General features: G+C 41.6%; 20 protein-coding genes. 10 read left to right on the forward strand and 10 right to left on the reverse strand.

Annotated features, from left to right (window positions below; all coding sequences use genetic code 11):
- Positions 1–51 precede the first annotated feature (51 nt).
- Together argS and AC1D0K_RS12005 are read right to left on the reverse strand one after the other, a co-directional pair.
- Positions 52–1,980: an arginine--tRNA ligase gene (argS, locus tag AC1D0K_RS12000; RefSeq protein ID WP_477394001.1), complete on the reverse strand. Its 1,929-nt coding sequence runs from the start codon at positions 1,978–1,980 to the stop codon at positions 52–54.
- 121 nt (positions 1,981–2,101) lie between these two features.
- Positions 2,102–2,671 (reverse strand): hypothetical protein, encoded by a 570-nt coding sequence (locus tag AC1D0K_RS12005; protein ID WP_477394003.1) that lies wholly within the window; start codon positions 2,669–2,671, stop codon positions 2,102–2,104.
- Positions 2,672–2,785: 114 nt separating this feature from the next.
- On the opposite strand from AC1D0K_RS12005, the gene AC1D0K_RS12010 reads away from it, so the two are divergent.
- The 3 genes from AC1D0K_RS12010 to AC1D0K_RS12020 all read left to right on the forward strand — a co-directional run bounded on the left by AC1D0K_RS12010 (position 2,786) and on the right by AC1D0K_RS12020 (position 6,772).
- On the forward strand, positions 2,786–4,228 hold the full coding sequence (locus AC1D0K_RS12010) for an arginine deiminase family protein (protein ID WP_477394005.1): 1,443 nt from the start codon (positions 2,786–2,788) through the stop codon (positions 4,226–4,228).
- A gap of 38 nt (positions 4,229–4,266) precedes the next feature.
- Positions 4,267–5,193 carry a citrulline utilization hydrolase CtlX gene (ctlX, locus tag AC1D0K_RS12015; protein ID WP_477463061.1) on the forward strand — a complete coding sequence of 309 codons (927 nt, stop codon included), beginning with the start codon at positions 4,267–4,269 and terminating at the stop codon, positions 5,191–5,193.
- 184 nt (positions 5,194–5,377) lie between these two features.
- Positions 5,378–6,772 (forward strand): arginine decarboxylase, encoded by a 1,395-nt coding sequence (locus AC1D0K_RS12020; protein WP_295719791.1) that lies wholly within the window; start codon positions 5,378–5,380, stop codon positions 6,770–6,772.
- A gap of 191 nt (positions 6,773–6,963) precedes the next feature.
- Here the strand turns inward: AC1D0K_RS12020 and AC1D0K_RS12025 are convergent, their stop codons facing one another.
- Positions 6,964–7,509: a hypothetical protein gene (locus AC1D0K_RS12025; protein ID WP_477399519.1), complete on the reverse strand. Its 546-nt coding sequence runs from the start codon at positions 7,507–7,509 to the stop codon at positions 6,964–6,966.
- A 306-nt stretch (positions 7,510–7,815) separates the two neighbouring features.
- Here AC1D0K_RS12025 and AC1D0K_RS12030 point away from each other — a divergent pair, with 306 nt between their 5' ends.
- Positions 7,816–9,315: a malate:quinone oxidoreductase gene (locus tag AC1D0K_RS12030; protein WP_477443351.1), complete on the forward strand. Its 1,500-nt coding sequence runs from the start codon at positions 7,816–7,818 to the stop codon at positions 9,313–9,315.
- Here the strand turns inward: AC1D0K_RS12030 and AC1D0K_RS12035 are convergent.
- Positions 9,312–10,316: a TonB family protein gene (locus AC1D0K_RS12035; protein ID WP_477399515.1), complete on the reverse strand. Its 1,005-nt coding sequence runs from the start codon at positions 10,314–10,316 to the stop codon at positions 9,312–9,314. The genes AC1D0K_RS12030 and AC1D0K_RS12035 overlap by 4 nt on opposite strands.
- 96 nt (positions 10,317–10,412) lie before the next feature.
- Positions 10,413–13,016, reverse strand: a complete 2,604-nt coding sequence (locus tag AC1D0K_RS12040; protein WP_477443349.1) for a M1 family metallopeptidase — start codon at positions 13,014–13,016, stop codon at positions 10,413–10,415.
- Positions 13,017–13,236: 220 nt separating this feature from the next.
- On the opposite strand from AC1D0K_RS12040, the gene AC1D0K_RS12045 reads away from it, so the two are divergent.
- The 6 genes from AC1D0K_RS12045 to rseP all read left to right on the forward strand — a co-directional run bounded on the left by AC1D0K_RS12045 (position 13,237) and on the right by rseP (position 20,392).
- Positions 13,237–14,187, forward strand: coding sequence for a glycosyltransferase family 2 protein (locus AC1D0K_RS12045; protein WP_477399671.1), 951 nt, complete (start codon positions 13,237–13,239; stop codon positions 14,185–14,187).
- A gap of 182 nt (positions 14,188–14,369) precedes the next feature.
- Positions 14,370–15,338, forward strand: coding sequence for a glycosyltransferase family 2 protein (locus tag AC1D0K_RS12050; protein WP_477399669.1), 969 nt, complete (start codon positions 14,370–14,372; stop codon positions 15,336–15,338).
- A gap of 6 nt (positions 15,339–15,344) precedes the next feature.
- Positions 15,345–16,118, forward strand: coding sequence for a glycerophosphoryl diester phosphodiesterase membrane domain-containing protein (locus tag AC1D0K_RS12055; protein ID WP_477443347.1), 774 nt, complete (start codon positions 15,345–15,347; stop codon positions 16,116–16,118).
- 3 nt (positions 16,119–16,121) lie between these two features.
- Entirely contained in the window at positions 16,122–17,624 is a 1,503-nt protein-coding gene (locus AC1D0K_RS12060) for a GH3 auxin-responsive promoter family protein (protein WP_477395988.1), read from the forward strand.
- A 229-nt stretch (positions 17,625–17,853) separates the two neighbouring features.
- Positions 17,854–19,041, forward strand: coding sequence for a 1-deoxy-D-xylulose-5-phosphate reductoisomerase (locus AC1D0K_RS12065; protein ID WP_477395990.1), 1,188 nt, complete (start codon positions 17,854–17,856; stop codon positions 19,039–19,041).
- A gap of 16 nt (positions 19,042–19,057) precedes the next feature.
- Complete coding sequence (gene rseP, locus AC1D0K_RS12070; protein ID WP_477395992.1) at positions 19,058–20,392, forward strand: RIP metalloprotease RseP; 1,335 nt, start codon at positions 19,058–19,060, stop codon at positions 20,390–20,392.
- A 718-nt stretch (positions 20,393–21,110) separates the two neighbouring features.
- Here the strand turns inward: rseP and AC1D0K_RS12075 are convergent.
- The 5 genes from AC1D0K_RS12075 to AC1D0K_RS12095 form a co-directional block, all read right to left on the reverse strand.
- Positions 21,111–21,668: a DUF4199 domain-containing protein gene (locus AC1D0K_RS12075; protein ID WP_477395994.1), complete on the reverse strand. Its 558-nt coding sequence runs from the start codon at positions 21,666–21,668 to the stop codon at positions 21,111–21,113.
- A 168-nt stretch (positions 21,669–21,836) separates the two neighbouring features.
- The gene (locus AC1D0K_RS12080) at positions 21,837–22,433 is read right to left on the reverse strand and encodes a DUF4199 domain-containing protein (RefSeq protein WP_477395996.1); all 597 of its coding nucleotides are present in this window, start codon (positions 22,431–22,433) and stop codon (positions 21,837–21,839) included.
- Between the two features lie 26 nt (positions 22,434–22,459).
- Positions 22,460–23,128 carry a hypothetical protein gene (locus tag AC1D0K_RS12085; protein WP_295718016.1) on the reverse strand — a complete coding sequence of 223 codons (669 nt, stop codon included), beginning with the start codon at positions 23,126–23,128 and terminating at the stop codon, positions 22,460–22,462.
- Positions 23,129–23,134: 6 nt separating this feature from the next.
- On the reverse strand, positions 23,135–24,385 hold the full coding sequence (locus tag AC1D0K_RS12090; protein ID WP_477395998.1) for a dihydroorotase: 1,251 nt from the start codon (positions 24,383–24,385) through the stop codon (positions 23,135–23,137).
- Between the two features lie 27 nt (positions 24,386–24,412).
- On the reverse strand, positions 24,413–26,461 hold the full coding sequence (locus AC1D0K_RS12095; protein ID WP_477396000.1) for a BatA domain-containing protein: 2,049 nt from the start codon (positions 26,459–26,461) through the stop codon (positions 24,413–24,415).
- Positions 26,462–26,565: the final 104 nt, after the last annotated feature.

Here is a 26,565-nt window from a genome sequence, read left to right on the forward strand (position 1 = left end):
ACTGAAAACTGCTAACTGCGTACTGCCAACTGCGTACTGAAAACTGCAAACTTACATTCGTTCAGGCACATCAATACCAAGCAAACCCATTGCTTTGCTGATCACCTTTGCTGATGACGCGGATAGTTGCAGGCGGAATTGTTTTAACACCTCATCCTCTGCCTGCAATATTGATTTTTCGTGATAGAACTTGTTATAGCTTTTGGCCAGTTCATAAACGTAGTTGGCAATAATTGCCGGGCTATATCCATTGGCGGCCTCTTTGATTACTGTTGGAAATTGGGTGAGTAACACAATCACATCACGTTCTACCCCGGCCAGTTCTGTTATTTCAATATTTTTATTTGGCTGATATGCTGCCCTGCTCAGTACCGATTTAATCCGGGCGTGGGTATATTGAATAAATGGCCCCGTATGCCCCTGAAAATCTACCGATTCATTAGGATCAAACAGCAACCTTTTTTTAGGATCAACTTTAAGTAAGAAATATTTAAGCGCTCCCATACCAATGGTATTGTATAAAGCAAGCTTGTCTTCTTCAGAAAACGCGTCTACCTTACCCATGGCCTCCGTTTGCACTTTTGCCGTAGTCTCCATTTCGTCCATCAGGTCATCGGCATCAACTACCGTTCCCTCACGGGATTTCATTTTCCCCGATGGCAAATCAACCATCCCGTATGATAAATGGAACAAGCCATTAGCACCTGCCTTACCCAGTTTATGAAGTATCAGGAATAGTACTTTAAAGTGATAATCCTGTTCGTTACCCACCACATAAATAGACCTATCCATGTGGAAATCATTATACTTTAACTGGGCGGTACCCAAATCCTGGGTAATATAAACCGATGTACCATCTGACCGTAACACCAATTTCTCATCCAATCCGTCGGCAGTAAGATCAATCCATACAGAACCATCCGGCTTTTTAAAAAAGACGCCTTTTTGCAGGCCTTCCTCAATAATATCCTTACCTAATAAATAGGTATTTGATTCATAGTAGTATTTATCAAAATCAACACCTAACTGCTTATAGGTTTGCGCAAAGCCGGCATAAACCCAGCTGTTCATGGTTTTCCATAAATCGAGAACTTCCGCATCGCCTGCTTCCCATTTTTGGAGCATTTGCTGAGTCTCAACCATTAATGAGGTAACGTTTTTGGCAATCTCCTTTATCTTGTCTTCTTCGACACTAATTTTATCTGTTAATTCGCCAATAAGTTTGGTTTCAGTATCGGGCGTAGCATATTTTTTTGCTTTGAGCTTATCAATGCTTATCAGCAGGGCGTGTATTTTTTCCTTTTGATTATCATTAAATAGAGACAAATCATTTTTTTCGTAAACGCGTTCAAGAATGGGCGTCAATTGCTTTTTTAACTCCTTATCAAACAACACATAATATTTACCCACCAAATGATCGCCTTTTAAGCCAGATGATGCAGGTGTTTCGCCATTGCCAAACATTTGCCAGGCCAGCATAGATTTACAGATATGAATACCACGATCATTCACCAGGTTAACCTTAACAACATCATACCCGGCAGCAGCCAATATCTGCGCTACCGAAAACCCTAAAAGGTTGTTGCGGATATGGCCCAGGTGCAGTGGTTTGTTGGTATTTGGCGATGAATATTCCACCATTACCTTTTGTCCGTTTGGTTTTGCTACCGCGAAATCATCCGGAAGTATCTCATTATATAATTGACCAATCCAATATTCGTCGCTTAACGAAATATTTAAAAAACCCTTAACTATATTAAAATCAGCCACTTCTTTCAATTCAGCCTTCAGATACTCGCCTATTTCTGTACCTGTTTGTTCAGGTCCTTTGCGGGAGAATTTGGTAAACGGAAAAGTAACTATGGTAATTTGTCCCTCAAATTCTTTACGGGTTTCCTGTAAGCCTATTGCTGCCGGTGCTACATCTGTTTGGTACAGGTGCTTAATTGCTTTAACGGCCGCATCAATAATAAAATCCATGCGGCAAAATTAATTAAATTGAGGATACTGGCTGTAATAAATTTAAGTGGAGAAGAAAGACTTTATAAAGCAGCAAGCTTTTTCTTTTTCCATTTAACAAATGCGGATAAATCTTTAAGCTCTAAAGGCCTTGTGCCTCAAGATTACCGTGAGGCAATTCCTTAATTTCGATGTAATCAATATCCATTGCGAATACTTTTTCGCCCAACGCCGTATCCAAAACTTTGTAAACTGCAGCTTTTAGCCATTTACTATTTTTCACCAATTCATAATTAGGTAAGCATATTCTAAAGCCTAAAGACTTTGGCTTGTTTTTATTATCCAACGGTAAAAACCACATTTCAAAAGGTTTAAGTTCTACGTCTTCAAAAACAGTAGTATCGCCCAAACCTCGCGCTGGCATAAACGCGATGAATGACCACCCCTTTAGATCGGGCGCGGCTTCAATTAGCTCCTCTACTTTGTCGAAATAATCAACGTCACCTTCAGCGGTTATAACAAACTCCTGGCTTTCACCATGTAATCCTCCAAGATCAAAATATAGCTTGTCGCAGAACAGATGCAATTGCTCCAATATACTGTCAAGCAATTCTTCCCGGTCATTTTCGCTAAGATTGGGATTGTTTATTTGAGTTAATTTATCCTGGTGCTGTTTAAACCAGTTCCAAAAGTGTGAGGTTGTTTGCGACATGGTATAGTTTATACCCAAACATAAGAATATTTTAAATCGCCCTATCTCAAATTTACGCGGCCACCACATTTTCTTATTTAATTTCTGATAGATTTGTGTTTGATATACTTGTTTATGGCACTTAAAAATTCTGATTTTAAAATAGATGTAACATCCGAAATTGGCACTCTGCGTACGCTGCTCATTCATAGCCCCGATAGTGGCCTGGGCAAAGTTGTGCCATCAAAAGCACAGGACTGGTTGTTTGAAGATATTGTGCACCTGGATACCATGCGCCGCAACGAGTACGATTACTATGTAAAGCTGTTACTCTATTTTTTAGATCCGGATAAGATAAAAGGCAAACTCCGCCAGGTTGAAAACGATTACGACCGCTTGTTTTTTAAGCCTGATAACGAAAACTTCCATGCATCAAGCAACGTTATTGAGATACAAACCCTATTGGCCGATATTTTAGAACAGGCAGATATTCGCAAAAAACTGGTGGCATCTGTTTGCGCCATTGAAAGTTGCAATTATCGCCTGCAGCAGCAGCTCATAGATACCGACCCTGTTGAACTGGCTAAAATATTCATATCAGGATCATTAGGTAACGAGGAAATGATCTTCGCCCCTATTCCAAACCTTATTTTTTCGAGGGATTTAGGGATAGCAGTTAACAATTTTATGCTGCTCAATAAGCCGGCAAAAAAAGCCCGTTTCCGCGAAACCTTGCTCATGAGGTATATATTTTTTAATCACCCATTGTTTGCTGATTATCAGAACAACATTTTAGAAATTCCCGAAACAGCCCAGCATTTTTTACGCCCCGGCGAGGATAACCAGGGAAAAACCACTTTAGAGGGTGGCGATGTGATGATGGTTAGTCCGCAGCATTTGTTAATAGGTTGTAGCGAGCGTACCTCCATTACCGGCGCCAATGAAGCCATTAAGTTGCTGTTTGAAAATGATGTGGTAAAAAAGGTGACTATTGTAAAAATTCCGCATAAGCGCGATTATATGCACATTGATACGGTATTCACCCAGGTTAAGCGCAATACGTGGGTATTGCTGCGCTCGCTGGCTGTTGCCGAAGCACCATTGGAAGAGCAGGAGCCGATGTCATGGTTTACCGATAAAAAATCAAAAGACCGTACCGAGATAGTTCAGTTCAGAAAAAATAAAAAAACAAAAATATTTAACTGCCTGGAAGATCTTTTGACTGATATTAGTCAAAGAGATTTGGAAAGTACCACAGAAACTCAATTCATTTATTCGGGCAATAACACTTTCCCATTTGATGCACGCGAACAGTGGACAGATTCATGCAACCTTTTAGCATTAAAAGAGGGCGTGGTTTTAGGCTATGACCGTAACGATAAAACCGTTGAAGCCTTTAAACAAAAAGGCTTTGAGGTGATAAAAGTGAATGAGCTGCTGCAAAAATTTGAAACCGGCGAACTTGATCCGCAAACTTTAACTGATACCTTAATTTTAATGCCTTCGGCAGAACTTTCCAGGGCACGTGGTGGTTTCCATTGTATGAGCATGCCGCTTTTGAGGGATAAGGTAGTATAACCTGAATAAAATTCCGGTTCAGAAAAAAAATATAACCAATGACTAATCAACAATCAACCAGCAACATATTAATGATAAGGCCGGTAAACTTCGGCTTTAATGAGGAAACTGCCGAAAGCAACGCTTTTCAGAAACGCAATCCCAACCAGCAGGCTGTGCAGGATAAGGCACTGGCAGAATTTGATCACTTTGTAAAAACACTTAAGCATAATGGTGTGAATGTTACTGTAGAGAACGATACACCACAGCCTTATACGCCCGATTCTATCTTCCCAAATAACTGGGTATCATTTCACCATGATGGCACCGTTTTTCTGTATCCTATGCAGGCAGAAAACCGCAGATTGGAACGCCGGGAAGATATCATAACCGACCTGGAAGATAAATTTAAAGTTGCCCATGTAATTGACCTGAGTCGCTTTGAGGCCGATCATAAGTTTTTGGAAGGTACCGGGAGCATGGTATTGGATAGAGAAAACAAAATTGCCTATGCATGCCTGTCGCCCCGTACAGATAAAGAAGTTTTGGATCTATTTTGCGAACAAACCGGTTATCAGCCTATCAGTTTTGAAGCAGCAGATCAACATGGCCAGGCTATCTACCACACCAATGTTTTAATGTGCATAGGCAGCAAATTCGCGGTGATCTGTACCGATAGCATTCCAAATCCGCATGAACATATTGTGGTTTTAGAGTCACTTAAATTAACAAAAAAAGAAGTTGTCACCATCAGCTTTGAGCAAATGAACCAGTTTGCAGGCAATATGCTGGAGGTAAAGAATGATAAAGGCGAAACGCTGATTGTAATGTCGAAAAATGCTTTTGAAGCATTAGATGAAGAACAAAGAGCAACACTGGCAAAATATGGCAAATTGGTTTATGCCGATATCAATACCATTGAAACTAATGGCGGTGGCAGTGCAAGGTGCATGATGGCGGAGGTACATTTACCCTTTATTTCGTAGTTAATGGTTTATATATTATAGCTAATTTTCGCTTTGCATCGTCAAGGTTCAGGTTCTGTGAACCATCAACCGTGAACCATTAGCTATAAGCAAAAACAAATTACATTCAGACTATAAATTTTATCCCAACAAATAGCTGTTTATTCCGTTTAAAAATCACATTTTTGCCCCAAATTTTTAAAGGATGCAGAGTTACCAGGAATTTCTTGATTTAAGTGTGGGTTTTCCGCAGGATGGTTTTGAGATCATCGACGATGAACTATACTTTCAGGACCTTAATTTAATGGAGATGATTGAAACGTATGGTACTCCCCTACGCTTCACCTATCTGCCTATGATATCTAAAAAGATACAGCAGGCAAAGCTGCTATTCCAGCAGGCTATTATTAAAAACAATTATCGCGGCAGTTATAAATATTGCTATTGCACCAAAAGCTCGCACTTTAAACATATTGTTGAAGAGGCGCTTAAAAACGAGATTCACCTGGAAACATCATCAGCTTTTGATATGCCGATGATTGATGCCCTTGAAAAAAAGGGATCTGTAAACAAGGATGTAACGGTAATATGCAATGGTTTTAAAACCTTCCAGTACAAAACATATATTATTGATATGTTGCATGATGGTTTTAAAAACATCATCCCGGTATTGGATAATAAGGAAGAATTTAACCTTTATGACGATGAGATTGAGATGGACACCCCTTGTAACCTGGGTATCCGTATAGCGGCTGAAGAGCAGCCCGACTCTCAATTCTACACCTCGCGTTTAGGTGTGCGCATGGAAGATATCATCGATTTTTATCATAATAAAATAGAGGATAATCCTAATTTCCAGGTAAAACTGTTGCACTTTTTCATCAACTCGGGTATCTCGGATACGCCATACTATTGGAACGAGCTGGAAAAATATGTAACCCTTTACTGCAAATTCAAAAAAATAAATCCACATCTGGATACGCTTGATATTGGCGGAGGTATGCCATTTAAAGATTCATTGGTTTTCGATTTTGATTATGAATACATGATCAACGAAATTGTAAGCCGGATTAAAGAGATCTGCGCCGAGCATGATACCATGGAACCGGATATCATTACCGAATTTGGAAAATATACCGTTGCCGAAGCATCTGGAATTTTATACAAAGTATTAGGCCGTAAACAACAAAATGACCGTGAAAGGTGGTTGATGCTTGATGGATCATTCATCACCAACCTACCCGACGTTTGGGCATTAAACCAAAAATACATCCTGTTGCCAATTAACAACTGGGACAGTGAATATGAGCGTGTGAACCTTGGCGGTATCACCTGCGACGGCCAGGATTACTATAACCAGGAAGCGCACATGAACAGTGTATTTATGCCTAAAACCCGTAAGGTGCAATACCTGGGCTTTTTTAACACAGGCGCCTACCAGGAAGTACTAAGTGGCTACGGTGGTATACACCATTGCCTGCTGCCATCGCCTAAACACGTAATTATTCGCCGCAACCGCGATGAAACATTCAACTTTGAAGTTTTTGGCGAAGAGCAGAACAGTAAACAAGTCTTGAAGATCCTGGGTTATACCACGTAATCAGTTAGCAGTTTTTAGTTAGCGGTTCGCAGCAAAAATATTATAGCGATGGGTTCATACTCATCGCTTTTTTTGTTACCTTATTTTCTGAACCGGAATTCACAGAATTAAAGAATTTTCAGAATTTTGACTAACGTGGTTGGTCTCTCAAAAAAACTGCTAACTGCTAACTGCAAACTGCAAACTGCGAACTACTTCCCCGATGCCACTCCCCAATAGCAACTGTTACGGATCTTTTTCAGTAATTCAGGGGTAATGTTTGATACAGCATGTTCCAGCTTATTTTGGTTATTGATGAGGTACATGGTGCCTTCGGCGTTATTATACACGTATGAAAGCAGCATTTTATCCTCCCCATCTTCTATTCTCTTTAAATCAACGCGGATGGCATTGGTGCTCTTGCTGGTATCGGGCTTTAACGCAGGGTCAGATGCTTTTACCCAGTTAACCGTGTAATTTATATCTTGCGGCGATAAACTGTATGTGTTTTCTTTAAAGCTTTTACTTTCCTGTATTACCTGCAACAGGCACTTTACACACGGCTCGGCAACGGTAGCATTACCATAATTCTTTAGCGGGTTATTAAACACACTATCCTTTTTACCCGCCACCTGCACCGTTGTTTTTGAAATATCTTTTGAAATAGGACCAGGCTTGGCCTTAGGCTGATCACAGGCTATTAAAATTACACCCGTCATCCATATAAAAAAACAGGTTTTGAAGTTATTCCGACTCATATTTAATTTCACAATAGTAGATTAATTAAATACATATTTTTAGTCCTTTTGTGTTAAATAATTATAAATACAGCTGCGGTAAATTGTACAAAAACTTGCCTGTTTAAATTTAAACATGGTTTTATTGCAATTTATGGACAGATTAGGGCGCGTTTTCTTTAAAAAATCCTTAAAATTGTCTGATTTAATTTTCCCCTGCCACAAATAAAGCCGGCGGGCTATTGTTAGCATAACAATTTGGCAAAAATCAGATTATAACTGGTGTAATTTAATTTCAAAATACCTGTTACAGGGTATCATAATAAGATGACTAATAGCGATAAAGTTTCGGGCACAACGGTTGATGTAGTATTAATAGGCGCAGGTATCATGAGCGCTACACTGGGTATGATGCTGAAGGAGCTACAACCAGATTTGACCATCGAAATTTTTGAACGCCTGGATGTCATCGCCGCAGAAAGTTCGGCCCCGATGAATAATGCCGGCACCGGGCACTCAGCCTTTTGCGAGCTGAATTACACCCCCGAGCTACCCGATGGTACAGTTGAAATTAAAAAAGCCATCAAAATTGCGGAGCAATTTGAGATAACCAAAGAGTTCTGGACTTATCTTATCGATCAAAAATACATCGCATCGCCTCAAAGCTTTATCCGTAAGGTGCCGCACATGAGCTTTGTTTGGGGTGCTGATAATGTTAATTATCTTAAAAAACGTCAGCAAGCCCTTATCAAACATCACTTTTTTAAAGGGATGGAATACTCTGAGGATAAAACCCAGATAAAAAAATGGATTCCCCTGGTGATGGATGGCCGTGATGAGCAGGAAGAGGTATCCGCTACTTTTATGGATATTGGTACCGATGTAAACTTTGGTAGCCTAACCGGTAGCTTAATAAACAACCTTAAACAAAAACAGGGCGTTAGCCTGCATCTAAATCATGATGTAACTAACCTTAAACGCAATAAAGATGGCAGCTGGCTGGTTACCGTAAAAGATAAAACAGGCGGCGAAAAAAGAAAGTTAAATGCCAAATTTGTATTTGTTGGTGCTGGTGGTGGTGCTTTGCCCCTGCTGCAAAAATCAGGCATTCAAGAGAGTAAAGGTTTTGGCGGTTTCCCGGTAAGCGGGCAATGGCTGGTGTGTAGTAACCCCGATGTTATTAAGCGCCACGAGGCTAAGGTATATGGTAAAGCATCAGTAGGCTCGCCGCCAATGTCTGTACCTCACCTGGATACGCGGATGATAGATGGCAAACGCGAATTACTTTTCGGTCCGTATGCAGGTTTTTCAACGCGTTTCTTAAAAAAGGGTTCATTGCTTGACCTCTTTTGCACTATCAAACCAAACAATATACTACCCCTGCTTGCCGTAGGGCGCGATAACTGGCCTTTAACCAAATACCTCATCAGCCAGGTATTACAATCGCCTGCAGACAGGCTTAAAGCCCTGCAGGAGTACCTGCCAACGGCTAAAGCCGAAGACTGGACATTGGATATTGCCGGTCAGCGCGTACAAGTGATCAAGAAAGATGCTAAACATACCGGCGTGCTGGAGTTTGGTACCGAAGTGGTAACATCCGCAGATGGCAGTATTTCAGCATTGTTAGGAGCTTCCCCGGGCGCTTCAACATCGGTACCAATTATGGTTCACCTTATTGAGCGTTGCTTTAAAATCCATATCAAAACACCCCAATGGCAGGAAAAGCTAAAGCTAATGATTCCATCGTATGGGCAATCGCTGGCTAAGGACGAAGCTTTGAGTGTAGCTACACGCGAGCGTACAAGCAAGGCGTTGGGCTTGGATTAGTTAGCAGGTGTGATAGAGCTGTTATCGTTTACCATGGTAAAGCTTACTGGTATCATGTACACCACATCTGTTTTGATTCCATATTTATAACCGGGCAACCAATTAGGTGATTTCTTTAAAGCTTTTAGTGCTTCCAGGTCCAGACTCGGATAAAGAGTTCGAGCAACTTTAATGTCCGATAATGTGCCATCTTTACGAATAACGAACCGAAGTATTACCCTTCCCTGAACCCCATTTTCTCTGGCATCAGCTGGATAGTTAAGCGTTTTACCAATGTAAGCGCCGAATTTTTCCACGCCGCCAGGAAACTCTGGCAAACTTGCAATTTGTGTAAAGTGGTATACCTGTCCCGTTGAGCTAACACTGCTACCTTTCTTTAAACTCCCCATACTATAAGTACAGGTATAATTGATGGTGTCATTAAGCCGGCCTCGCCATTCACCATCTTCAACACCTGTTTTCACTATACCTTCTGCAAATGGGATATTGGATCCGTGGTATTCTGCCCACTTTCCGTTTCCTTCATCTGTCATTATTTTCCCTAATGAATCAAGGCATTGTTTTAAGATTATCGGCGGCATTGCATCTGCCCCTATCACACCTTTGTCGACTACCGTCTTGACTGTATTTAACCTACCGTTCGGGAAATATTCCATTACATCGCCTGTTAGCGCACCTTTATTATAATTACAAATTTTCTTTTTGTGTCCGTTCTCAAAATACGCCACGCATGTACCGTCCAGCTGCGTATCCCAGGTCGGTGATAATGATTCCCCGGAGAATTTAAGTTTTCCATTAAGATAGTAATCGTTCACCCGATAAAGTCCATTGCCACTTACGGGTGACATTAATACCCGAACGAAAGTAGCCTCTTCCTTGTTCAGAGCCGGCTCACCTTCCCCGGTATTAAATATGTTATAACCTTCAAAAGAGTCTTTCATATATAACAACACGGTATCTTTTTGGGCAAACACCCTACCTATACCAATAGAAAACATCATTATTAATCCAAGTAAAATTTTCTTCATAGTCAAATAAAAAGGGCGCTGATATTATTAAATACCGGCGCCCTAAATATAAAAATATTGATGAGATAATTACTGGAATGATACCGCCGGCATATTGCTGTTCACCGCGGTTTCTTTAACCTTAAAATCGGCAGGGTGGCCCAGCACAACTGTTTTTATAACAAACGGGATCTTCACCCCGCCGTTTATGCCTTCATAATTACTCCATTCGATGATTGAATTTACCGGACCATCCACTACCTGCTTCACTTTCAACCCGGTTTTTTGATCATAAAAATTCCTGATCACAGCACCATCGGCAATGTTTACATCAATTTCATAAGCCATCTCATTATTTACAACCTTAAGGGTTGAATCAAGTACCATGGTATTTCCATACTTTTCGTAGTCCAGTTCGGGGAATGGTCTGCTTTTTTCTTTCACCAGTTTTTTTGCCACGTCATCTAACGGAACATCATGGTTTACCTGCTGTACACTTATATTATTATCATTTACCAAAATATGGCTAAGTACCAGGTTACTGTATGATGGTACCGTAATTTGCTGAAAAAACATCCCCGGTGTACGATACCTGGTAACCATTTGCACTTCAGAACCCTGCACACTTGCCGTTGATGAAATTTGCAGGTCCTTTATATTTTTCAGTTTATCAACACCACCAATGGCCTCCAGGTAGTTTTTAATAACGCTCGCGGTAGTTACCCCTTTTGGTACAGGCAAACCACTAAAGGAATTATTCTCCGTATTTACATCCGGCAGCTTATGATCAGGATCAATAGTTGCCACCGTTATTTTCGAGGTTGATTTATAAGGGAATGTCCATACACTGCCACGTTGCCAAATTTCGGCAGGGAGTTTTACTATAGCTGTTTTGCCATTTTCTTCTTTTATGCTGATAGTAACAGGCAAAGCCATTTCTTCCAAATTCTCAATGGTGATAAACGCCCCTTTGGTGGCATCGCCATTAGGATAGTTAATGGCGGTAATACCCTGATCAAGCTTCCAGGTGGTAAAAAACCACTCATTCCAAAACCAGCTCAGGTCTTCGCCGGCGGCATTATCCATGGTATGGAAAAAATCCCAGGGCGTTGGGTGTTTAAAGGCCCAGCGTTTTATATAAGTACGAAAAGCATAATCAAATCGCTGCTCGCCCAGGATCTGCTCCCGCAAAATCGTCAAACCCAAAGCTGGTTTTTCATAGGCGGCTACGCCCAAAAAGTTTTCCTGTAATACATCAGGAATAGTCATAATTGGCTCTGCATCGGCACTAAACAAACCCGACGCTGCTTTTTGCTGATCGGTAACCTGGTAATATTCGCCTTTATTAAACGTGCGGGTATCCACATCGTTTAAAAACGTGTTAAAGCCTTCGTCCATCCAGGCATATTTACGCTCGTTGGAGCCTACAATCATCGGGAACCAGTTGTGCCCAAACTCATGGTTGGTAACCTCCCATAAGCTGCCTGCTTTATTTTCAGATCCACAGAAAACAATACCGGGGTACTCCATACCGCCCACCGTGCCGGCAACATTGGTTGCCACAGGGTAGGTATACTCAAACCATTGGTTTGAATATAGTTCAATAGCGGCTTTTACGTACTCTGTCGACCGGCTCCAGGCATCATTACCTTTTGCCTCAACCGGGTACACCGATTGTGCCAGGGCTTTTTTGCCGCTGGGCAGGTTAATGCGCGCGGCATCCCATATAAATGCTTTTGAAGCTGCCCAGGCTATATCACGGGCATTTTTGCAGGCAAAGTGCCATGTTAGCGTTGGCTTTTTAAGGTAATCGTTATTATGCAAAATATCAGCCTCATCCCTTATCATTACCGTTTTATCGCTATTGCGGGCAGCGGCAAGCCGGGTAACCGTTAACGGCGAATAGACCTCCGCAGGATTAAGCAACTCACCAGATCCGGTTATTACTAAACTTGCCGGCGCGGTAATGGTATAATCAAAATTGCCATACTCCAGGTAAAACTCACCTGCGCCAAGGTATGGCAAGGTGTTCCATCCGGTTACATCGTCATAAACCTCCATTCGCGGATACCATTGCGCCATTTCATAAATCCACCCGTTTTTGGTTTGCAGGCGGCCCATACGGTCGGTACCATATTTAGGGATCTCAAAACCATATTCAATTTTTAGCTGCAGCTTACCGCCCGCCGCTTTTAATGAATCTTTGAGCTTTATCTGCAGGCGTGTATCAGTTACTAAGTAATCAGCCTTTATGGTTTTGCCGTTTTTGATAATATAGATGGCTTTTATTTCATCGCCCTTGGTGTAGGTTTTGTTAGCGAAACGGCCACCGCTCACATTACTGGTAGCCTCGGCCCTTGAATCTTCGCGGTAAATATTTTGATCGTCCTGCAGCCATAAAAATGTTAGTGCATCGGGGCTGTTATTGGTATAACTGATAACAACAGTGCCATCAATCCGTTGCTTTGCAGTATCTAATGTAACATTCAATTTATAATCGGCCCGGTTTTGCCAGTACTTTGCGCCGGGTGCCCCACCGGCGTTCCTGAATTCGTTGCCTTTTTCGGGATAAAATAAAGGGTTAAACACTTTATGCTGATCGTACTTTGCACTCTGCTGATCGCCATTTTGCGCATAGCTTAAGGCCGAATAAGTACACAAAAGCACAAAGAGAATTGCTTTATTCAATTTCATAAGGGTTTTATTTATAGTGATGGGCAAGTTATACAAATATTTTCAAGTGCTTTTAACGTAATTGAGACTTTACATAGTATAGTTAGGATGTTAAAGAACGTTAAATAACAACAGTATCATCTACCTTAAAAATCATTATACAAACCATTACCTATTTTTTATATTTTTGCGGATGATTGCGGGCAAACATTATTTTAGCCCAACGTCCCATCCCGAATAAATGGATATATCAGTAGTAGTACCGCTTTATGACGAAATTGAATCATTGCCCGAGCTTACCTCTTGGATAAGCCGCGTAATGGACGACAACCGTTTTACTTATGAGATCATATTGATTGATGACGGCAGTAAGGATGGTTCCTGGGAAATGATCAGGAAACTAAAGCTAAACAATCCCTTTATAAAAGGGATAAAATTCAGGCGTAATTATGGCAAGTCCGCTGCTTTAAATATGGGCTTCGCAGCTACCCGTGGGGATGTTGTAATCACCATGGATGCCGACCTGCAGGACAGCCCGGATGAGATCCCGGAGCTATATCGCCGTATTGTTGAAGAAAAATACGATCTGATATCGGGCTGGAAAGCTAAACGTTACGACCCGCTCAGCAAAACTATCCCAACAAAATTATTTAACGCCGCCACCAGGAAAATGAGCGGCATAGATAATTTGCATGATTTTAACTGTGGTTTAAAAGCTTATCGGAGCACCGTTGTTAAAAATATAGAAGTTTATGGCGAAATGCACCGCTATATACCTGTATTGGCTAAATGGGCAGGTTTCACCAAAATTGGAGAGCAGGTAGTTGAGCACCGCGCACGTAAATACGGCAAGACAAAATTTGGCATGAGCCGTTTTGTTAACGGCTTTCTTGATCTGCTTTCTATATTTTTTGTAGGTAAGTTTGGCAAACGCCCCATGCACTTTTTTGGCACCCTGGGAACATTGAGCTTTTTTACCGGGTTGGTAATAGCTATCTGGATGATCGCCGATAAACTTTACCTGATTGCTCATGGCGAAAAATATAGAGATGTGACCTCGAGCCCCATGTTCTACATAGCGCTTGTGGCCATAATTTTAGGCTCTCAACTATTTTTAACCGGCTTTGTTGCCGAACTGGTTTCCCGTAATTCAAGTGAACGTAATCATTACCAGGTAGAGGAGACGATTTGATGTACAAATTTCGGATGTGCAGATATGCAGATGCGAATTGTTTAATGTGAGGGTGAAAAATTGTATAATGATTAACCTTATGAGCACATCAAAAAATCAAACAAAATTTAAGATCAAAAAAATCATAAAATCCGCAGCTTCAACGGCACATTTGGAATCTGCGCATTTGCACATCTAACAGTATGTTTTTTTCCATCATCATTCCACTATATAATCGCCCGCAGGAGATCAAAGAACTGCTGGATACCCTTGTACTGCAAACGTACCGGGACTTTGAGGTTTTGGTGATAGAGGATGGTTCTGTTAACGATGCAGAGGCTATTGTAAACAGTTTTACCGATAAGCTTGATGTTAGGTACTTTAAAAAAGCCAACGAAGGCCAGGGCTTTACCCGCAACTTTGGTTTTGAAAGGGCCAAAGGCGAGTACTTTATCATATTCGATTCGGATTGCCTGATCCCCGCCGATTACCTGGAGATAGTGAACAGCTCTTTAGCCACAAATTACCTGGATGCTTACGGCGGACCAGATGGCGCACACGCTTCATTTACGCCAACGCAAAAAGCCATAAGCTACTCCATGACCTCCCCTTTTACTACCGGCGGCATACGTGGTAATAAAAAAGGAATTGGCCAGTTTCACCCGCGCAGCTTTAATATGGGCGTATCAAGGCAGGTATGGGAAAAGGCGGGCGGTTTTATCATAACACGCCTTGGCGAGGATATTGAGTATAGCATCCGCATTCATTCTATGGGTTTCAAGATCGGGCTGATACCTGATGCTATTGTTTTTCATAAAAGGAGAACCAATTTTATCCAGTTTTTTAAGCAACTACATTTTTTTGGCCGGGCGCGGATCAACATTTATAAATTTTTCCCACGGGAATTAAAGGCAGTTCATTTCTTCCCGGCAGCCTTTACACTTTTCATTCTTTTCACCCTCATTTTCAACCTGCTTGGCTGGCAAATAGCCCAATTAGGGAACTTTATACTGGCTCTTATCATTTTGTTAATATTTTTTCACGCTTGGTGGAAAAACAGATCGGCAAAAATCGCATTTTTGAGCATTATAGCTGCCTTCACTCAACTTACGGCCTACGGAATAGGATTTATGCAGGATTTTTGGAAGCGGGTAATTTTTAACAGATCATAACCACCTATGTACCACTCATTTTCTGTTGCAGAAACCATTAAAACTGCATGGAATATTTTAAAGAAAAATTTCGTTCCACTTATAGTGTACTCCGTTCTATCGTTGTTCATTAATGAGGTGGTTGATTTTTTCAAAACCTTTTTTCTGATAGGTGATTATGTAACCAAATTCATTTTCATATTTATACAGTTGGTTATACAATGTTACATTGGTTTAAGCTTTTATAAACTCATATTAACCCTTATGGATAGGCAGTATTATGAGTTTGAGCTTAAAGACATATTGCCTTCATTTAAAATGACTTTCAACTTTGTAATAATAGGATTGATTACCGGTGTGTTTATCCTCATATTATCATTGATATATTTTTTTGCAGATAGGGTTTTAGGTATTTCGAGCATCATCGAAGTAGTGGAATTATTGCTTATTCTTTATATCAGCTTGCGCAGCATTTTTTGCATTTGTTTTATTGTTGATGATGACTCGGCCCCAATAGAATCATTAAAACAAAGCTTCGAAATCACTAAGGATAACTTCTTTAAAACACTTGGCATTTTTGCTATTATAATTTCTATTTTGGTAGTAACCCTTATACCACTTGTAGTTGTAATAAGTTTATTTGGGCTTGATGAGGGCAAACGGGACTTTATATTTCGCCTTGCCTCTTATTGCTGGGTGCTTTTAACTTTTCCTTTTATACAGGTAATAATTATGGTAACCTACCGTAAATTAGTTTACAGCCACAAGGATGTTGATGATGATATTGCCGAAACCAATTAAACAATGGGTTTAAAATCTGTATTGAGCAAAGCGTTTGCTGCACTGGTAAACAGGGAACTTAACCACTTGCGCAAAAACGCGCCCGCCCTGCAACAAAAAACAATCAGCGAACTCATTTACCAGGCAAAGGATACCACATTTGGTAAAGCGCACAATTTTGCGCAGATCAACAATTACGAAGACTTTAAGAAAAATGTACCCATTCATGACTATGAGGATCTGCGCCCTTATATTGATAGGGTTGTAAAAGGAGAAGAAAACGTGCTATGGCCGGGCAAGCCAGCTTACCTCGCCAAAACATCGGGCACTACCTCGGGTGTTAAGTACATTCCAATATCCAAAGAGAGCATGCCACAGCATATCAAAGCTGCCCGTAACGCCCTGCTCAGTTACATCCATGAAACCGGCAATGCCGATTTTGTAGATGGCAAAATGATATTTTTACAAGGCAGCCCGGTATTAGCCGAAAAGAATGGCGTTTCTACCGGCAGGCTCTCAGGCATTGTGGCGCACCATGTGCCGGCCTACCTGCAAAAAAACCGCCTGCCCAGTTATGATACCAATTGTATCGAAGACTGGGAGCAAAAGGTTGATGCCATTGTTGAGGAAACCTATAACCAGGATATGCGCCTGATCAGCGGCATACCACCCTGGTGCCAGATGTATTTCGATAGGCTTTCGGCAAAAGCAGGAGGCAAAAAGGTAAAAGATATCTTCCCAAACTTTAAGTTATACGTGCATGGCGGCGTAAACTATGAGCCTTACCGCGCCCGGATGGAGGAAAGTATTGGTTTTAAAATAGATTCTATCGAAACGTATCCCGCATCAGAAGGCTTTATCGCTTTCCAGGATTCGCAGAAAGAAACCGGGCTGTTGCTGTTGGTTAACTCAGGCATATTCTACGAGTTTATTCCATCCGAAGAATATTTTAACGAGCACCCTACCCGAATCAACATTAAGGATGTAGAGCTGGAAAAAAACTATGCCCTCATCATGAATACCAGCGCCGGTTTATGGGGATATAGTTTGGGCGATACTATTAAATTCATTTCCAAAAACCCATATAAGATCATCGTAACGGGCCGTATCAAACATTATATCTCGGCCTTTGGCGAACATGTAATTGGCGAAGAAGTAGAACACGCGTTGATGACTGTTGCCAGAGAAGAGGCGGTTGATGTAATTGAGTTCACCGTAGCACCGCAGGTTAATCCACCGGCCGGTCAGTTGCCCTATCATGAATGGTTTGTGGAGTTTGGCACGCCACCTGCCAACCTTCATGCATTTGCCATAAAAGTTGATAAAGCACTGCAAAAGAAAAATATTTACTATTTTGACCTGATTGAAGGTAACATTTTGCAACCTTTGATCATCCAAGGCCTGCAAAAAGACGCGTTCATCAATTACATGAGATCGGAAGGTAAGCTGGGCGGACAAAACAAAGTACCCAGGCTATCAAACGACAGAAAAATAGCTGACGGTTTAAATGAGTATATTAGCAAATAAGAAAACACGTTATTGCGAGTGGTAAAATTTCGCAAAAACCTGGAAAGGAAATAACATTTTAAAAAAGGGCTGTCATGCTGAGCCTGTCGAAGCATGTGGGCAAAGGCCTCTGCGCGCGACCCTTCGACAGGCTCAGGGTGACAGGCCACTTTAGAGTGTACTTACGTTAACAAACACGTCATGGCGAGATATGAAGCACTGGCGATTTTAGAAATATTTAAAAGTTACATTGAGTAATCAACAAAAAAACATCGCCATACTTGGCTCAACAGGCAGTATAGGTACACAAACCCTCCAGGTTATAAAGGGTAACGGCAATTTGTTCAGGGCTTTTTTACTTACTGCACATTCCAATGCCGATTTACTTATTAGCCAGGCCATTGAATTTGAGCCGGAGTATGTTATCATATGCGATCAAAGTAAATACCTGCAGGTAAAGGAAGCATTGGCTCACCTGCCTGTAAACGTACTTGCCGGTCATCAGGCAATTATAGATACGGTTACCCATCCTGATATCGCTATAGTGCTTACCGCTATGGTTGGCTTTGCCGGACTGGAACCTACCATTGCTGCTATTAAAGCTGGCAAGGATATTGCCCTGGCAAATAAAGAAACCCTGGTTGTAGCCGGCGAAATTGTAACCGCACTCGCCAAACAATATGGTGTAAAAATCCTTCCTGTTGATTCAGAACATTCGGCTATATTTCAATGCCTTGCCGGCGAAAGCGCTAACCCTATCGAAAAGCTGATCATCACTGCCTCCGGGGGACCATTCCGTGGTCGGGGACTTGATTTTTTGGCCGGTGTAAGCCGCGAGGATGCTCTTAAACATCCTAACTGGGTAATGGGTGCCAAAATAACCATTGATTCGGCTTCGCTGATGAATAAGGGCTTGGAAGTGATAGAAGCCAAATGGCTTTTTGATATAGAAGCCGATCAGATTGAGGTAATAGTTCATCCGCAGTCAATCATCCACTCGATGGTACAATTTAAAGATGGATCTATCAAAGCACAAATGGGTTTGCCCGATATGAAGCTGCCTATTCAGTATGCGCTTACCTACCCTTCCCGCATGCAAAATGATTTTAAACGTTTTAGTTTTACTGATTATCCAAATCTTACTTTTGAAAAACCAGACCTGGATACTTTCCGCAATCTTAATTTAGCATACATGGCCTTAAAACAAGGGGGTAACATGCCTTGTATTATTAATGCGGCCAATGAAATAGCTGTAGCTGGTTTCCTAAACAACAGTATAGGATTTTTGGCCATGAGCAACCTTATTGAGGAATGCATGCAACATATAACTTATATAGCACAGCCAACCTTAACTGACTATTTGAATACTGACAAAGAAACACGCATCTTTGCGCAAAATTTTATACAAAAATTGCCGTTAAAGGCAATACACTACTAATAGATAAATATAAATAATGAGTATAGTGATCATGGTGGGCCAGCTTGTACTGGGCCTTTCAATTTTAATAATCCTGCATGAGCTGGGGCACTTTTTAGCGGCACGCGCCTTCGGGATTAAAGTAGAGAAATTTTACCTGTTTTTTGACGCATGGAACATAAGCCTGTTTAAATTTACATATAAAGGTGTTGAATACGGTATTGGCTGGCTGCCTTTGGGTGGTTATGTTAAAATTGCCGGTATGATAGATGAATCCATGGATACCGATCAGTTGGCCGGTCCGCCGCAGCCCTGGGAGTTTCGCTCAAAACCAGCCTGGCAGCGTTTAATAGTAATGCTTGGCGGTGTTACCGTAAACGTTATACTGGGTATCCTGATATTCTGGATCCTGACCATGCGTTTCGGCGAAAGCTATATACCAAACTCAAGCGCTAAATATGGTATTGTACCCGGCGTAGTTGGTAAAAAAATCGGGTTAATGGCCGGCGATAAGATCACTGCGGTTAACGGCAAAGCTGTTGAGCGCTTTGATGACCTTACCAGCCCTAAGGTATTACTTGAAAATACGGTTTTTACCGTTCAGCGTGGTATCGAAACGTTAAGTGTAACGGTACCGCACACCATATTAAATGACCTGAGCGATAACGGTATTGAAGAATTTATAAGCCGTGTGCCAAGGATGAAATTTGTAGTTGATTCCTTATCTCCAGGTGGAGCAGCACGAAAATCGGGATTACTCAAAGGAGATAGCATTGTTGCCATTAATAGCTCTCCTATAGCTTTTTATGACCAGGTAAAACCCGAGCTTCAAAAAAACAAAGGAAAGCTGGTTGAATTGACCATAAAGCGAAATAACAACCCGATGGTGATAAAAGCTCAGTTGGGCAATGATGGCACATTGGGTTTCTATCCATCTAAAAACGACCTTCCCGAGATAAGAACCATTAAATATGGTTTCTTTGCATCCTTACCAATAGGTGCATCAAGAGCAATCAGCACTTTTACCGATAACGCCAAAGGTTTAGGTAAAATATTTAAGGGCGATGTAAAGTTTAACAAAGCAGTAAGCGGTCCGGTTGCAATTGCCAACCTGTTTGGCAGCACGATAGATTGGGTTCACTTCTGGAGCCTGGTAGGCTTTTTATCAATGGTATTGGCCCTGATGAACCTGTTGCCTATCCCGGCGCTTGATGGCGGGCATGCTGTATTTCTTATCATCGAGATGATTAAAGGGAAACCGCTAAGCGATAAGTTCCTGGAGCGCGCCCAGATTGTTGGGTTTGTAATACTGGTTACTTTGATGGTATTTGTTTTTGGTAATGATATTGTAAAACAAGTAATGAAGAAGTAAGCACTTCTTTCTGCATATGGAAACAGCCCGGGGATTTACCTCCGGGCTGTTTTTGTTACCCATAGTTTGTGCACCTGTGTCTATAGGTATTCGGAAGATATAAAGAGGCAGGGGCAATGTGCGATTCGTTCCTCGAGCAAGGCGGAAGTAAGGGTTAAATCAGGCGTTCAAATGCCACTGCGAATGGCATGTCGGCGAAACCCCTCCCTGCCATTGCGCGCATTGCATCCGCACCCCTCCCGTTGGGAGGGAATAAAAAAACAGTTAACAAATATTCCTTATCCCCACAGTTTGTGTCCCCACAAATTGCTGCTACCAAATTAATCGTGCGAAGCAGTTTGTGAGGACACAAACAGCAGGAAAAGGGTTAAATCAGGCGTTCAATACCGCTGTAGATGGCATGTCGGCGAAACCCCTCCCTGCCATTGCGCGCATTTGCAGCCGCACCCCTCCCGTTGGGAGGGAATAAAAAAACCGTTAACAAATATTCCTTATCCCCGCAGTTTGTGTCCCCACAAATTGCTGCTACCAAATTAATCGTGCAGGCTGTTTGTGAGAACACAAACAGCGGAAAAAGGGTTAAATCGGGCGTTCAATACTGCTGTAGATAGCATGCAGCCGCCCCCCCGTCCTCCCGTTGGGAGGGAATAAAAAAAGCGTTAACAAAAAGGCCCAATCTTATCAGAAAGGGCCTGTAATATTATAAGGTTAATTTGCTTTAAACAGCTGGATCAATTGGTGTTGAATCATCATAACCGGCTACATCAAATGGTGAACGCTCTTTTTTAAATATGGCTGCACCTATAAGCGCTATAACAGCTCCTATAATTGCCGAAATGAAAACAGCTCCTACAGCGCCGAACACCGCGAAATATTTACGCGTGATGTTCATGGCCGAATCTATCTGTTCCTGCGACATGTTTTTTGCTTCCAGTTGAGCTTGTGTAGAGGAAATCATTTTCTCAACCATTTCCGGGCTCAATATGGCATAATACACATAAGTAAATATTGCAGTTAATACGCCGGTAAAAACGGAATATAAAAAACCCGATAAAAAACCTTCTCCAAAGGTTAAATAACCATCCAGTTTGTCCCTGTACTCCTTTTGTGTTAAAAATAGAAAAGCTATAAAAGGCAGAAAATTAAGGTATTTAACAGATGAATTAGGATCTACATTAAGAAACTGGAATGCATAAGTTATGATTATTGACATAACCAGGCTGATTAATGCCCACTTGATTGCGGGTTGTGATGGACTTGCTTTTTTTGCTGTCATGATTTTAGGTTGTTTATTGAACTAAATTAACTAATATTTCATAAATCAGCTATATCACCAGATGTTTATTTATGTAAGCCTGTGAACAATATACACTTAAGCCATCTTTATAAAAAAAACAGGCCTTTTCTTTTCAGAAAAGGACTGTAAGTATGAGCTAAGCTTATGTTATACCGATGAACCATCAACCAGCGGACTTTGCGCCTGCCCCTCGTTCTTATAAAAAGCGGCGAAGATGATTGATAACACAAATAAAAATATGATGCTAACAGCAAACGTCTGAATTTGCTGACCAATGGTGATGTTTCTTTCACCTTCAAATGCCTTACGCATCTCAGCTATTTTTAAATCTGCTTCTTTTGCATTTTGCGGGCTGCTTTCCTTTAACTTATTAAGTGCATTAAGCATTGCCGTTTCTGTTTTATGAACCATATTGGGCTCAATAACTTTTGCAAACAACTGGTCTTTTACGATATACACCATGAGGTACGATGCAAAAAACATAATATAGATGCCTGTAGTAGCTTGCCTTAAATTCCAAAAACCACCCACCCGCTTTTTAAGATAATTACAAAATAAAATTGATATCCCAATGGGCAGTACGTATGAAAACAATACCGAACCAATGGTTATGGAAACAGCCGATTTTGCAATCAAAATTATAAAGTAAAAATAAAGGATGCTTGTTACAGATAATATGCCACCTAATACCAAACCATTAATAAGCCCTTGTTTTTTTATCTTTCTACCAATCTCTTCATTCATGTTACGTTAATTAATGGGTGTAAAGCTTATTGAAAATTAACCAATATCTCTAACACAGCCATATCAAAATCCTTTTCCAAAGCGTTTTCGGCTATGATAGCTTTTGCTTCTGGTGATGGATCAACGTTCTGGAAAAAGCACATCATCGGGTAAAACAGTTCTGCAAGTTCAGAATCCTCAGGTAAGCTGTTTGCTACATTAGCAATTTCTTCAACCGGGCTTTCCATCAGGATCTGGTTAGAGATAACAGGCTCGTAAATGCGGTATTCATCCTGAAACTCGTCTTCATCAACCAATAAAAACTCTTTAAGGTAATCTTCCAACTCGGGCTCAATATCTTCGTCTTCGCACTCATTCAGGTACAATAACAGGTTCAGCAGCTCGGTACCACGGTCAAGCGTTTGCTCTTCAATATCTTCCCACTCCGGGGTATCCAGGTAATCTTCTTCCAGTTTCTTTACATCGGCACTAAAGAAGTTGATCATCAATAAATCAAAAAACACTTCTCTAAGTACCTCAACCTGGGGGTTATTATCAAATACCGCATCCAAAGCATCTACCTTGGTTAAAAAATCTTCGTCTGATGAGAAAACATCACCAAAATCACCGGTTAGTCCTACAGCATCAAAGCTATTATATTTAGAAAAAGCCTCTAAGGCTGCCTGGAAGGCTGTTTCTATTTTTGGATCAATCATTTTTTTCTATTTAAGTAATTGTTGATTATTATAAGTTAACAGCACTTTCCCCTTTAAGTTCTGCCCCATAAAGGGAGAGTTTTTTGATTTTGAAAGGTTGCTTTTGCTATTATATTCCCATGTGGCTTCCACATCAAAAAGCACGATGTTAGCTTTTTCTCCTTCGGCGATAACGGCTACCTCTACGCCTAAAATTTCCCGGGGATTGATGGATAGCTTCTCCACCAATAGCTCAACCGGTAATCCCGATTGCAGGGCCAGCGCTAACGTTGTCTGGAAGCCAGTAATACCATATTCGGCCACCTCGAACTCCACATCTTTAAACTCAATTTCGTGTGGGGTGTGTTGCGATACAATGGCATCAATTGTGCCATCCTTTAAGCCTTTTATAAGCGCCTTTACATCATCTTTGGTACGCAGTGGGGGCTTAACCTTATATTGACTATCGAAACCCAGCAGGGCCTCGTCAGTAAGTACCAGGTGGTGGGCGGCAACATCGCAGGTAACTTCCAGTCCTTTACGTTTTGCCTCCCTGATAAGCTCGACAGAGCGAACGGTGGATATAGTGCTGAAATGTATTTTAGATACGGTGTATTCGGCCAGGTAAAGGTCCCGGGCTATCATCAGTTCTTCGGCCAGCGAAGGAATGCCTTTCATACCCAGCAGCGTGCTGATCTCGCCCTCATTCACCTTTGCTTTTCCCGCAATTGCGGTATCCTCAGGGTACGAGAAAACCAGAGCGTCAAACCCCTGGGCATACAACAAGGCACGTTCCATGAGGCCGGCATCCTGTACAGGGCGATTGCCATCAGTAAATGCTTTGGCGCCGCTTAAATACATATCGTACATTTCGGCAAGGTCTTTACCTTCACGCTTGTACGATATGGTACCCAACGGATATACATCTACCAGGTTGCCCTTTGCGCGGTTAAGCAGGTATTCAATTTCGGCTTTGGAGTGTACGGGAGGTACTGTATTCGGCATCATTGCCACGCCAGTAAAGCCACCGGCAGCGGCAGCCTGGGTACCTGTACGCATATCTTCCTTGGTTTCCAGCCCTAATTCGCCAATATTGCAATTAAGGTCAAAAAAACCGGGCGATACATATTTACCCTCGGCCTCAACCAGCTCGGCATCGGCTTCAATATCGTCGCCAATGCGGGTAATAACGCCGTTTTCAATTAAAATATCGGCAACTTGTTGATGAAAGGGTGATCCGGGATCAAGGATAGTGGCAGATTTGATAAGCAAATTCATTAGCACTGCTTTAAGGATTTTTGTTGATTAAACCGGTTGCTTTACAGCCTGCATATCGGGTTTAAAATACCTGATGAGCAAAATTTCGGCAGCCAGAAAAATCAATGCCAAAATTATACAAAGTTTCCATAATTGTGTACCTAAATTTGTTTCGGTAACAATACCTTTTAAAGAAGCATTACCACCTGTAATTAAGGTGGTTGCCTTTGGCATGATTTCTTTTAATACCGATGGACTAAGGTAACTCATGTCAGATTCGCTCCTGTTATCATTAAAAGCCAGCGTAGCTACTGTGCTATCCTGCTTTTTTAAAGTGTAAATTCCGGGTTGGTGCAACTGGTCTGATACATAGATCAGCGTACTTCCCTCCTGCTGCCGCACATCGGGAATGCTGCTTTGATCGCCTTTGCTTAGTTTGAGTATTTGTTTCCCGGTGACCTGTACAGGTGCTATCTCTAAAGTCTCTTCCTTCCCCAACGTGTAAAACAGCGGCAGATCATGCCCGCTTAATAAAGCGATCCTGAATAACACAGGCACAAAAAGCGCGTGGCGTGGCAGGTTGCTAAAATCTTCATTAAGTGGCACCGCAGATAGGTAAACCTTGCCCCGGCCGCTACTATATCCGGCTAAGAAAGGATCACCACCGGCTAAAGTCATCAGGTTATCCGGGCTACCTGCTGAGGTACTTAACTGAAAATATTTTTTAACCGTGGGCAGATCCGGACTTGCCGGAAAGTTCTCGAACACATTTTTAAATACCGGGCTTTGGCGGTTAAGGCCGGATACTTTACCTGCTTCGGTAATAAGTTTCAGGGGGTATGCAGCATTCATCGACTGTAGAAACGAGCGGTAATTTGTCAATTGGGCATCGGCCGACGGAAAAACCATCAAAATACCACCTTTGGATACATAGTTTTTTAATTGTTGCGCCAATCCGGAAGATATGGCTTTAATATCGCTTAAAACAATTAATGGGTAGCTGTTTAATGCGGCGTAATCAACATTACCGTCGGGCGTGCGCTGAGCCTTAAAAAACGGATCCGCCGCAAAAACAGCCTTAAGATATGGATCAGGGGTTCCACCATCTATCAGCAAAACGGGCATCTGCTGTGCAACGTTAAAACTAAAGTAAAATTTATTATCAAATGTGATGGGGTTATCCTGCAATTGCACTTCGCCTTGTTGCCAGCCGGCCTGCAGACCCATAAAGGACAATGTATCGTTTTGTTTTGATCGTGCCGCAATGGTATAACTGCCTAAAGCTTTTTGTGCGCCGTTGATCAGTACTTTAAGCGGGATTTTCTGTGCCTTTTCATCGGCATAGTTATGTAGCTGAATAACCAGTTTCTCACTTTCGCCGGGGCGATGGATGGCGCTTAACAGCCAAACAGAATCAACAGCTACATTAGGCAGGTTACCAGCTTTAAGTTGAATTAAACTAAAGGCAATACCACTATCGGTTTTTAATGGCTTATCTGCCATGTTTTTTTGCAGATCGGAGATGATATAGGCTGATCTTGTTGCGCCGGGCTGCATTTTTAATAAACCCTGTTGCCTGCTGATGATCTGTTGCAGCGTACGGCTTTGAGGGCTAATCTTTACCTGGTCAACGGCATCATTAAATTCATCACGACTTAGCAAGCGTTGGTGCCGCCCTTCAAAATCCTGCGTAAGCAATTGGAAACGATCATTTATATTATAGGCGGATGCTATTTCCCTGGCCTTTTGTTTGGCATCATCAAGTAAGGAGCCCTCCCGGTTGAGGGTTTGCATGGAGTATGAGTTATCTACAAAAACACTCACGGCATTTAGCCTGCCTGCGCTTACCGAGTTTTGGGCGGGAATAAATGGCCGGGCGAAAGCGAAGACCAAAAAGGCCAATGCCAGTAACCTGGAAGCAAGGATGAGCCGCTCCTTTAAATTTCTACGGGACGATTGCTGCTCCTGGATTTCCTTTAAAAACTGAACGTTGCTGAAATTAACCTTTTGAAACTTACGAAAGTTGAATAAATGGATGATGACAGGAATGGCCAGCGTTAGTAATGCAAATAAAAAGGCCGGGTAGATGAAATGCATATGTGCGGATTTCAGATGTCAGATGTGCAAATATGCAGATTTAGAAAGCCAAACGTGCAAGTTGTTATAAAGGTTATAAAACAATAGCCTCATTTTTTTTTAAA

This window comes from Mucilaginibacter sp. P1_A3, assembly GCF_056406855.1.

Excerpts from the sequence above, each read along its gene's own strand:
- argS (WP_477394001.1), bottom strand. The coding sequence starts at position 1,980 with ATGGATTTTATTATTGATGCGGCCGTTAAAGCAATTAAGCACCTGTAC.
- AC1D0K_RS12005 (WP_477394003.1), bottom strand. The coding sequence starts at position 2,671 with ATGTCGCAAACAACCTCACACTTTTGGAACTGGTTTAAACAGCACCAG.
- AC1D0K_RS12010 (WP_477394005.1), top strand. The coding sequence starts at position 2,786 with ATGGCACTTAAAAATTCTGATTTTAAAATAGATGTAACATCCGAAATT.
- ctlX (WP_477463061.1), top strand. The coding sequence starts at position 4,267 with ATGACTAATCAACAATCAACCAGCAACATATTAATGATAAGGCCGGTA.
- AC1D0K_RS12020 (WP_295719791.1), top strand. The coding sequence starts at position 5,378 with ATGCAGAGTTACCAGGAATTTCTTGATTTAAGTGTGGGTTTTCCGCAG.
- AC1D0K_RS12025 (WP_477399519.1), bottom strand. The coding sequence starts at position 7,509 with ATGAGTCGGAATAACTTCAAAACCTGTTTTTTTATATGGATGACGGGT.
- AC1D0K_RS12030 (WP_477443351.1), top strand. The coding sequence starts at position 7,816 with ATGACTAATAGCGATAAAGTTTCGGGCACAACGGTTGATGTAGTATTA.
- AC1D0K_RS12035 (WP_477399515.1), bottom strand. The coding sequence starts at position 10,316 with ATGATGTTTTCTATTGGTATAGGTAGGGTGTTTGCCCAAAAAGATACC.
- AC1D0K_RS12040 (WP_477443349.1), bottom strand. The coding sequence starts at position 13,016 with ATGAAATTGAATAAAGCAATTCTCTTTGTGCTTTTGTGTACTTATTCG.
- AC1D0K_RS12045 (WP_477399671.1), top strand. The coding sequence starts at position 13,237 with ATGGATATATCAGTAGTAGTACCGCTTTATGACGAAATTGAATCATTG.
- AC1D0K_RS12050 (WP_477399669.1), top strand. The coding sequence starts at position 14,370 with ATGTTTTTTTCCATCATCATTCCACTATATAATCGCCCGCAGGAGATC.
- AC1D0K_RS12055 (WP_477443347.1), top strand. The coding sequence starts at position 15,345 with ATGTACCACTCATTTTCTGTTGCAGAAACCATTAAAACTGCATGGAAT.
- AC1D0K_RS12060 (WP_477395988.1), top strand. The coding sequence starts at position 16,122 with ATGGGTTTAAAATCTGTATTGAGCAAAGCGTTTGCTGCACTGGTAAAC.
- rseP (WP_477395992.1), top strand. The coding sequence starts at position 19,058 with ATGAGTATAGTGATCATGGTGGGCCAGCTTGTACTGGGCCTTTCAATT.
- AC1D0K_RS12075 (WP_477395994.1), bottom strand. The coding sequence starts at position 21,668 with ATGACAGCAAAAAAAGCAAGTCCATCACAACCCGCAATCAAGTGGGCA.
- AC1D0K_RS12080 (WP_477395996.1), bottom strand. The coding sequence starts at position 22,433 with ATGAATGAAGAGATTGGTAGAAAGATAAAAAAACAAGGGCTTATTAAT.
- AC1D0K_RS12085 (WP_295718016.1), bottom strand. The coding sequence starts at position 23,128 with ATGATTGATCCAAAAATAGAAACAGCCTTCCAGGCAGCCTTAGAGGCT.
- AC1D0K_RS12090 (WP_477395998.1), bottom strand. The coding sequence starts at position 24,385 with ATGAATTTGCTTATCAAATCTGCCACTATCCTTGATCCCGGATCACCC.
- AC1D0K_RS12095 (WP_477396000.1), bottom strand. The coding sequence starts at position 26,461 with ATGCATTTCATCTACCCGGCCTTTTTATTTGCATTACTAACGCTGGCC.